13 protein-coding genes are annotated in these 9,426 nt (G+C 62.8%); 6 read left to right on the forward strand and 7 right to left on the reverse strand.

Annotation, left to right across the window (positions count from 1 at the left end; genetic code table 11):
* From M9890_14655 to M9890_14680, 6 genes are all read left to right on the forward strand, one after another.
* The coding region (locus M9890_14655; protein MCO5178193.1) for a hypothetical protein at positions 1–283 on the forward strand (283 nt) is incomplete at its 5' end.
* An 89-nt stretch (positions 284–372) separates the two neighbouring features.
* Positions 373–1,020, forward strand: a complete 648-nt coding sequence (locus tag M9890_14660) for a LuxR C-terminal-related transcriptional regulator (GenBank protein ID MCO5178194.1) — start codon at positions 373–375, stop codon at positions 1,018–1,020.
* A 283-nt stretch (positions 1,021–1,303) separates the two neighbouring features.
* Positions 1,304–1,963: a hypothetical protein gene (locus M9890_14665; GenBank protein MCO5178195.1), complete on the forward strand. Its 660-nt coding sequence runs from the start codon at positions 1,304–1,306 to the stop codon at positions 1,961–1,963.
* 27 nt (positions 1,964–1,990) lie between these two features.
* The gene (locus M9890_14670; GenBank protein MCO5178196.1) at positions 1,991–2,656 is read left to right on the forward strand and encodes a hypothetical protein; all 666 of its coding nucleotides are present in this window, start codon (positions 1,991–1,993) and stop codon (positions 2,654–2,656) included.
* 29 nt (positions 2,657–2,685) lie between these two features.
* On the forward strand, positions 2,686–3,330 hold the full coding sequence (locus M9890_14675; GenBank protein ID MCO5178197.1) for a hypothetical protein: 645 nt from the start codon (positions 2,686–2,688) through the stop codon (positions 3,328–3,330).
* 27 nt (positions 3,331–3,357) lie between these two features.
* Entirely contained in the window at positions 3,358–3,687 is a 330-nt protein-coding gene (locus M9890_14680) for a hypothetical protein (GenBank protein ID MCO5178198.1), read from the forward strand.
* Between the two features lie 161 nt (positions 3,688–3,848).
* Here the strand turns inward: M9890_14680 and M9890_14685 are convergent, their stop codons facing one another.
* From M9890_14685 to M9890_14715, 7 genes are all read right to left on the reverse strand, one after another.
* A complete protein-coding gene (locus M9890_14685) occupies positions 3,849–5,039 on the reverse strand; it encodes a dipeptidase (GenBank protein MCO5178199.1) in 1,191 nt (396 codons plus the stop codon).
* Positions 5,040–5,223: 184 nt separating this feature from the next.
* Positions 5,224–6,315, reverse strand: a complete 1,092-nt coding sequence (locus tag M9890_14690) for a hypothetical protein (protein ID MCO5178200.1) — start codon at positions 6,313–6,315, stop codon at positions 5,224–5,226.
* 227 nt (positions 6,316–6,542) lie between these two features.
* A complete protein-coding gene (locus M9890_14695; GenBank protein MCO5178201.1) occupies positions 6,543–7,334 on the reverse strand; it encodes a 5'-methylthioadenosine/S-adenosylhomocysteine nucleosidase in 792 nt (263 codons plus the stop codon).
* Positions 7,331–7,717 (reverse strand): DUF1634 domain-containing protein, encoded by a 387-nt coding sequence (locus M9890_14700; protein MCO5178202.1) that lies wholly within the window; start codon positions 7,715–7,717, stop codon positions 7,331–7,333. Before M9890_14700 ends, M9890_14695 begins: the two co-directional genes overlap by 4 nt.
* A gap of 2 nt (positions 7,718–7,719) precedes the next feature.
* Positions 7,720–8,502, reverse strand: a complete 783-nt coding sequence (locus M9890_14705) for a sulfite exporter TauE/SafE family protein (protein MCO5178203.1) — start codon at positions 8,500–8,502, stop codon at positions 7,720–7,722.
* A 261-nt stretch (positions 8,503–8,763) separates the two neighbouring features.
* Positions 8,764–9,057, reverse strand: coding sequence for a hypothetical protein (locus tag M9890_14710; GenBank protein MCO5178204.1), 294 nt, complete (start codon positions 9,055–9,057; stop codon positions 8,764–8,766).
* Positions 9,054–9,426, reverse strand: a 373-nt coding sequence (locus M9890_14715; protein ID MCO5178205.1) for a hypothetical protein, incomplete at its 5' end; no start/stop codon positions are given. The genes M9890_14715 and M9890_14710, both read right to left, overlap by 4 nt.

Consider the following 9,426-nt stretch of genomic DNA (forward strand, 5'->3'; position numbering starts at 1 on the left):
CATCGCCACAGCAGAGGCGGCTGGTCGCCAGCCATCAATCGACGACCTGGCGGACGGATTCGTGCCGATGGAGCGGGTCACGGCAGATCGTTGGATTGAGCCGGACTACCACCTGTTCGATGTCCGTGCTGCGGGTGACCGCGGCAGTGCGAAAGTTGCCTTCGGCCCGCCAGCGGCCGGTGGCCAGATACTTTCGTACGAATTCGAGCGCGTCGAGGGGCGCTGGTACGTCAGCTACTCCGAATCCTCGTGGAGCCAGGGCGATCCGGACTGGAAGCCGTAGCAGCCGGGGAGCGGCGTGGCCGCCCCCTTCTTTCGCACAATTCCTGCCTGCTATAATCTGAGTCACCATGGCAGACAAGGCGGTCGCGCATGACACCGCAGACGGTTCTCCTCATCCCACCAAACGACATCGGCTGGCTTTCGCTCCAGCAAGCGGTCGCGAGCCTGCCGGACGTGCAGATCGAGACTGCCAGCGGGGATGCCGCAGCCATCGCGCAGATCGCACTCGACCTGCGGCCCGACGCCATCATCACCACCGCGCGGCTCGGCGACGCGCCGATCACCCCGATCCTCCGACACCTGCGCCGCCGCCTGCGCACAGCGATCTTCATCATTGTCGATCACGATGTTGACCCGGATGCTCTGCCCGATCTGGCTCAGGCTGGCGTCTCGGCTTACCTGCTCTGGTCACACTTTTGCAACGACGACCTGCGCCCGGCCCTCGAAGTCGCGCTGGCCGGCAAGGCCGTCGTGCTCTCCAACGAAGTTGCCGAAACGTACGACCGCATCGTGCGCGAGCCATCTGGCCCCGCCTCAGCCAGCCCGCCGCTCTCCGACCGCGAGTTCCACGTGCTGCGACTGCTGGCCACCGGCCAGGCCCGCCAGGACATCGCCGACGCGCTCGACATCAGCCCCCGCACCGTCGACCGGATCATCGATGATCTCAAGGCGGCCTTCGACGCGCCCACCCGTGAGGCGCTGATGGTCACGGCGGTCAGGCTAGGGATTGTGCGCTGATGGTGGATGGCGGCGATTCGCCACGGAATTGGCGGAGACTCGCCATGAATATGGCGAACTCTGCGTAGACACATTCGGATTCAGCCGTTACCACAGCGGCATAGTGAGACGAAACTCTATGCTGAAATCCAACGCGCGAATTACCGCCGGTCGACCAATGTCTGACACACAATCGCCCACGTCATTCTCGGCGAGAACTCTTCTGAACACATGGTCTGTTGTCACCATCAGCCTGTTTCTGCTTTCGGCGTGCGGCAGTGACGCTACGCCGACACAGCGCTCGGTGGTCGCCCCATCTGAGACAAGCACTGCGCTCGTTCGACCGACAACGACCACCAGTCAGGTGCCGCCTGCGCCGTCACCAACGCCACCCGAGACGCCAAGCGCCCCCGAAGCACTTGGCGGTATCACTACCTATACCCCCGAACAGATCGCGCAGTTCGTTCCAGAGGCAACGACACCAGCGCCACTCGCCGATATACCGATTCCGACCGCATTCACCGATGCGAAGGCACTCATCGATCACCTGCCTGAGCAGATTGGCTCGCTCACGCTCAGCCCGGAGCGTCTTAGCCCTCCGGGATACTATGGAGCGATGTATCTGGAAGATGAGGGGGCTGTCCAAACATCGGTCATGGAAACGTTCGCCGTCGCGTCAATCCCGGACCTCGATCCGGCATTCGCGCACTGGACCGTCGCGGACAAAATCACGAACGACGCCGCAGCTGCAGCGAACGCCGCCGCTGGCGACAGACGAGAGGGCACTTTTCAGGCAGGTCGGGACGGCCAACTCTTCTGGCTCCAGCAGGAAACAGGAGATGGACAGTGGCGCATGGACTGGGGCGTCGGCGATAACGATGTGCTGTTCCAGATTTCTGCGCACTCCGAATCAGCACTGATGGACCTGCTTGATGCATTCAGGCAGGCCGCGAACAGTGTCTGATGTCAATTCAGGAATGCGAGCAATCCTTTGAAACTACGGCTCGGACACTTACCCAGGAAAGCGATCATCCTCCTGCTGCTCCTGATTGCACCCGTCGCAACTGCCGCAATCTCCGCTGCCGATGAGCAGCCTGCGTGGCAGGGCTGGCCGCCGTTCCAGATGACCTACAAGGAGTTCGGCCACACACACGGCGCAGCCGCGCCACCGACAACCAACATCTGGACACTAACCTGGCACAGCCTCGGGCAGTGGCAGCGCGAACTAGTCACGAGCGAGGCCAACCCGCAGGCGGAGAGCGAGACCTATCAATTCGACGGCCAGCAATTCACCGTCGATCTTGCGCTACCGGGCGCTGAGGACATCGTGATCGATCACACGGATGGCGTACCTGTCATGCCAACCTTCTGGCTTGTACCGGGTCGCGACGCGTCGCTGGCACGTATCGGCTTCCAGAAGTCGGCAGAACCGGCGACAGATCTGGTGCAGTATCAGCGCGACGCACCGGTTCCATGCACTACTGCAGACCCGAGCAAGCTGCCAGCCAGCTGCGAAACTGGCAGCACCTTCATCCGCACCGAGACGATCATCTACACCACCGCGATCACCCACCCGATGCCGGTGCTGCTCGTGGACGAGATTGATGGCCAGGTCTCCTCGCGCATCGCGGTGTTGACCGTTGAGGCGCTGCAATAGCAGCGAGAGCCGGACGGAGGCGTTTGCAGATGGGTATCAGGCGGCTTGCATCACCTGCCGTCCTCGCAAGCATCACCGTTGCCCTGTGCATTGTCGGAATGACGGTCGTTGGGTTCGCAGCGGCGCACCGAGGCAACGTCGCTGAGGCATCCGAAACGTTCGGCGTCTACCTGCAACCACTGGAGGCGACGACCTTCAACGATGCTCAGGTGGCCGACATCGAGCAGGTGGCTGGTGGCCGGCAATTCGCGATGGTGACCTATGAGAGTGCTCTCGAAGCGACGGTTACCGACGAACACCCGCAGTCGATCTGGCTTCATCGGTCAGCGCTATCGGCTGTCTCACCGGCCTGGCTGCGTGAGCAGCTCGACACTGGCACGGTCATTGTCGGTATCGACATGACGCGCGGTGAGCTTGCCAATGTTCTGCGCGTCGATGGCGGCAGCACGCCCGACTGGAATCCACCCGACGCCAGCACGTTTGTCATCGTCGGCAAGGTGTCGGCTGTGCCGCGCACCAACGCCGCTGGAGAAACGACGACCCACGGCGGCTCCACCATCGTCAACGACATGTTCGACCCGCAAGACCCGACGTACCTCGTCGCCATGGTCGATCGCGTGATTGAGGATGTGCGCGATATGGGCGGCAGCAGCACTCCATCAACTTCGCGTTAGACGTGCAGTCCCGTTTGGAACGTGCCAATGAAAAAGCTCGCTATTCTCGCCATCCTGTTGATCCTCGGGCCGGTCATACCGCTGGTCTTCATTCCGGATGTCCAGGCTGACACCGAGCCTGCAACGGAGCACGCGCCACGCTACGCACTCGTCCGCGTTGGCAACGCCCGCGGCGCAATCGAGCATCTCGTCGGCCTGAAGATGAGCGTTGTCGATGTTCGGCCCGATCCATCCCAATGCAACTGGGGCTATCGCGAACCGATCGCCGCCATTGTCACGGTCCGGGTTTACATACTCTGGGGCATCCCGATCGACACGTGGGAAGTCACCTGCGACACCGAGCAGCGCGTCAGTTGACGTGTTGCGGCGTCTTGAAGCGCGAAGCTGGCGCAGGAGCGTCGCCTCACGGCGATGACAGCGCCAGCGCTATCCCTACGAAACGGCAGCCAAGCTCGTCGAAATTGGACACCCCCTCTCCCAACGTTGGGAGAGGGGGCAGGGGGGTGAGGGCCACCGAGTCACCCCACAATCTCGCGGAACACACGCAGATAGTTCAGACCCAGCAGCTTGCGCAGCTCATCCTCGGTGAAGCCGGCCTGCGCGAGCGCGACAGTGATGTTCGGCCAGTCACCCAGGCTCTCGAAGCCGTCGAGCTGGTATTCCTCGCCGATACGATGCTCTTCGACACGAAAGCCGGTCCAGTTGAAGTCCCCTTCTAGACCGGCAGGCATCGAGGCAGGATACTCGACCTGCGAGCTGGTGCCGGGGCCAGGGCCGGCCTTGTCGGTGCCGATGCCGACGTGATCGATGCCGCACACATCGACGAGATGGCTGATCTGCGCCACCACATCGTCGAGCGACGCGCCCGGCGTCTCGCGAATAAAGCCCGGCAGCGTGACCACGCCGAAATAGCCGCCTTGCTCGGCGACCGCTCGCGCCAGCTCGTCCGACTTGCCACGATCGTGACGCGCGATTGCCTTGCTGGATGAGTGCGAAACGATGACCGGCGCAGTCGAGATCTCCATCGCATCCCAGCCGATCTGCTCGCTGCAGTGGCTGACATCGACGATGATGTTCGCCGCGTTGAGTCGCCGCACCATCTCCTGCCCGAACCAGGTCAGGCCGCCCTGGTGGCGGTCGGTGCAGCCATCGCCGACGAGCGTGTGCAGGTTGTAGGTCAGCTGCACCATACGCAAGCCGAGGCCGTAGAACAGATCGATGCGGTCGAGATCATCGCCGAATGCCAGCGTGTTCTGGAAGTCGATGATGACACCGTGGCAACCGTCGGCGTGGGCGCGCTCGATGTCTCCGGCGTTGCGAATGAGCAGCATGTCGTCACGCAGTGCGTCGATGATCGCCTGGGCGTTGGCGATCTTGCGAACGGAGCGCTCGAACGCCGTCGCCAGCCGATCCGGCCCGGCGTAGGTGCCACAGGCGACCGTCACGCCGGAGCGCCGCCACATGTCGAGGTACTGTGCGCGGCCTTCCTCGGTCTGCTGAATATCGCGAACCAGCGCCGCCTCCAGGATCGGGCCGGCCTCACCGCGTGTTCGGCCTTGTCGCACGCAGGCATCCAGCGCCTCGCGCATACCCTCGGTGTAGACGATCCCCGAGGTGATCGGTGGTTGCTGGGTATCGATCACCAGCGCTTCGGTGTGCAGCTGGCGCGCCTCATCGGGTGTCAGCGTTGGTGTGCGTCCTGCCGGCATACGTCTCTTCCCCTCATTTGGAACTGGTGGCCAATGGAGAGGATTGTAGAGCCGATCTCACCGAGGTCGTCAGGAAGTCGACAATTTGATGAGCGCGACAATCAGGGTTCTGCGAAACTCCCTGACGAAGTACTGCCCACCATAGACTCCATGGCGGGCAGTACGATCAGTATGCCTCGATGCCTCAGTTCGAAACTTTGACCACGACGATCCTGGTATCGCCGATGGCGATGCCGTCCGCGCCTTCTGAGGCCCTACAGAAGAGCGAGATCGTATCGCCTGCTGCAACTGTGGAAGTGCCGATCAGCGAGAACGGGGTTTGTATCCCGGCGTCGTCGTTGAGCTTCAAGCTCGATAACGTCATGTTGTCACCGGCAGCCGTGCAACGGACGTCGCGGAAGTCATCGACATTCATTTCTGACTTGATCGTCCCGGTGGTGATCACAAGGTAGGTCCCTGCCGACGGCACGGAGATCGACGCATACGGACGAAGCGTCCCATCGTCTGGAATCCCGTGATCCTCCGAGACCGTGCTCGACAGCGTTGTCAGAGACAAGAGCCCGGCATCCGCCTGGCAGGTCCAGGCACTGCCGTTCCACTTGGCAACTTGCCCACTGTTGCATCCCTGCGGCATCCGGTAGGTCGGTTCGACGCTGAAGGTGGTACCGGACAGGTCGAGTCCCGTTCCAGCCTGGTAGGTGCTGTTCGCGTCATTGACGCATTTCCATACGCTGCCAGTCCATGCCGGCAACTGCCCGGCTGCGCAAGTCTGCGGAAGTTGGTAGCTCGGCGAAACTGACAGATTGATGTCGCCACTGTCGCCACCACCTGCCAGACCGGTGCCGGCCGTCACGCTGGTAATGTTGTCGATGCACTTCCAGGCACTGCCGGTCCAGGCCGGGAGTTGTCCCGCCCCGCAGGCTTGTGGCAACTGATAGCTCGACGCAATCGACAGCCCGACATCGCCGCTGTCGCCGCCGCCCGTCAGACCGGTGCCGGCCGTCAGGCTGGTGAGGTCACCGCCACTCAGGTGGATGATCGTCAAGCCATACGTACATGGGCCTAGCGGTCTGTCACCTCTGGCGATGTGGGTGACCGTCCCAGTCCGTTCATTCAGGCAGCCGGTGTACGTCGGTTCGGACGACGGATACATGGCGAACGCCGCCCCGCCTCCAACGAGTAGCAGCGCCAGCACAAGCACCGCGATCGATGCCAGGCGAGCACGTTTCGAAGTGACACTCCGCGCACAAAATGCCGCAATCCAACGCTGGCGCATCGGTACCCCCTTCGATGGTTAGAACGATACGTGTATGATCTGGGTCTCGATGCATACATCGTAGCGCGATGTTATAGATCTGCCTACTGGATGCGCATAATCTGACTAGATCTTCACGCATTTGCGTCAATCAGCAGGCACCGGGAAGGCTTCGCGCGGATCGGGGGTGATCGTGCTGGAGCTACGCGAGCGTATTCACGGTCGGGGGAAATCCATGCGCTCCTGCGTCAGGCTGTCTCTTGATTACTGGCGATGAGTGCCGCAGTGAGGATCGCTGCGCGGCGGCCAACCTCGGTCTCCTGCTCGCCGATCGAGGGCCAGCCGCGTTCGGTTGCGCCCGGTGTTGAGCGGACCAGTTCGTTGTTGGAAATGTCTTTGATCGGCAGAAACGGGATGCCGAAGATCGCCGCCACCTGCGCGATCGCGGCGGCCTCCATCTCCTCACAGAGCGAGCCGTGGCGGTTGTGGTGGCCACGAATCGTTGCGGCGTGCTGCGTCCAGATGTCGGCCGAGGCAACCGGGCCGGTGAGGACACGCGGCGCATCCTGATAGCCGGGCCACGGTGGGATCGACAGATCGCGGGCGCATGCTTCGGCTCGCGCGACCAGCTCCGGCGCAGACGGGATCGTCTCCGAACGTGTGCGCGTTCCCTCGACAGCATAGTCAAAGCCCATGTATTCGTTGCTGCCATCCGGGCGGACGATCTGGGCCGAGAAGTGAACGACGCGGTCGCCGATGATGATGTCGCCGGGGCCGAGGTCGTCGCGATGCGCCCCGGAACAGCCATAGTTCAGGATGATGTCAGGCGGTTCGAGAGCACACAGGGCTGAGGCGCAGGCAGCCGCGTTGATCATGCCGATGCCGGAGATGATGACATCAACGCCCGTATCGGCCAGTTCGCCACGCGTCCGCCGCCACCGTGCCAGCGGCAACTCCTCCGGCTGGCTCAGCTGTGCGCGGAGATGCACCGCTTCCGACTCCATCGCGCAGATGACTGCGACCCGCTGCCGTTCGCTCACAGGACAGCGAGCCCAACCGTCGCGGCGAACAGGAGAAGCAGTGCGACACAGACAGCGACGAAGAGCCGGTCTCGCTGCCGCACGAACGTCAGCAGAGCTGCAACAACGTAGGCCAGCGGCGTCAGCAGCAACCCAAGCAGACCGAGATCGACCATGGCACTGCCATTGAGTCGGATCGCCTGCCCCACCACCGACTCCATCCGCAGCGTTGTGTCGAGGATGTCCTGTCCACGCACGAGTGCAACGATCAAACCGGCGACGATGACCACGATGCTGGCCCAGAAGCCGATCGCCAGGATCTTGGCTATACGCTCGTAAAGATTTTCGAGTTCTGGATCGACATCATCGTCGATATCGACGGGCACCGTCTGTTGCGCTTTCATCATTAGTAGACTCCAAACGCATCGAGCAGCATCGAGATGGCCAGCGCGCCAAGAACGAAGATGAAGACGGTCGTGAGCTGCGATGAGCGAATACGCCGGACAACCGCCGCGCCGATGCGCGCACCACTGATGATGCCCAGCACAGCCGGGACGGTGATCGTCGGATCGACCAGGTCGTGCTGGTAGTAGACCAGCGCCGATGCTGAGGCCGTCATGCCGAACATGAACGCGCTGGTGCTCGTCGCCGCCTTCATCGGCAGACCCATGACGATCGTGTACAGCGGGACGGTGATTGGACCACCGCCGATGCCGAACATGCCCGACGCGATGCCAGCTAGTCCTGCACCCGGCAAACCGATCCCCAGCTTGCGAGGTATGTAGCGCACGATCGAGCCGGTCGCCGGATCATGATAGCGACCACCGAGCCGATGTGGATCTTCGGTCTCTACTGGCTCAACAGTTGTCGAGCGGGTCGGGCCGCGACGCGAGCGCCGGAACATCACCGACGAGACGTAAAGCAAGAGAACACCGAAGGCACCTTTGAGGACTGCCTCGGGCAAATTGATAGCGAGGAGCCCGCCGGCGATCGCTCCCGCCACCATCGCCACGAGCATGACGAACGCCAGCCGGACATTCGTGAACCGTGCCTTCAGATACACCGCCGAGCCGGATGCGGAGTTCGACACAACCGCGATTGCACTAGCGGCAATCACCGGTTTCAACGGCAGACCGAAGATCAGCGACAGAATAGGGACGAGGAAGACGCCGCCACCGAGCCCGAGCATCGAGCCCAGCACGCCAGCGCCGAGTGCGACGGCTGCGATAAGTATCGCTTCGACCAGTTGGAGCCACCTCTCAGCCTAACCGGGCGCGGGTATACCAGTGCCGGCATCTCCGGAGAAGGTGTCGGATCAATTGGCTATCGTAGCGTCCGGGACCACCCCTACACGCGCCGCGCTCCTGCCAATCCCCGCTGGACAGGGGCGACGCACCCGTCGGCTATGTTGCACTGTCCGGAGTGGATTGGCAACTTCTAGCGGCTGATCTCAGCGGTCAGCGTTATCTCGCTGCTCGTCTGCTTGCGCAAACCGCACGAGCATCGCTCGCGCAGTCGTGATCGCCAGCAGATCGTCGCGCTGCTGGCTCACGGTGGCGAACGCCTGCGCCAACGCCTGCTCGACAGATTCTGCCGGAGCCGTAGTTGTCTGCGTCGGCACATCCGGCTCGGCGCTTGCACCACCAACCGGCGCAACGATGAGGTAGAGGAAGACGAGCATGACGATCGTCAGCACCAGCTCGACACTGATTGTCAGTGCATAGAGAAGGAAGAACGCGTTCATCGCTCGGCATGCTCCTCGACCAGCGCCGCGGCGTAGCGGTCCAGCGCGACGATCGCCCGCTCGCTCGCCGGACCGGGCCGTCCAGCAGCCACCTCAGCCATCGCCCCGCGCAACGAGAGCAGCGTCGGATCCAGCAGCGCCTCACGCCGCGCCCGCGCCCGCGCCGTCCGCAGCCCGCGCCCCGCCTCGTTGCTCCCCTCGCCCGGTCGACGCAACGCCGAACCCTCCAGAATGTGCTTCAACAACCAGGTCGTCATCCCGATGCGCACCAATTCCAGAAACAGCACAATGCAGAGGATGCCGACCCAGAATGTTGGTGTGAGCATGGTGAGCGTGTCCCTTCCGCTCCCGGAACGCGGGTACCCTGCT

This window comes from Thermomicrobiales bacterium, from assembly GCA_023954495.1.
GTDB lineage: Bacteria > Chloroflexota > Chloroflexia > Thermomicrobiales > CFX8 > JAMLIA01.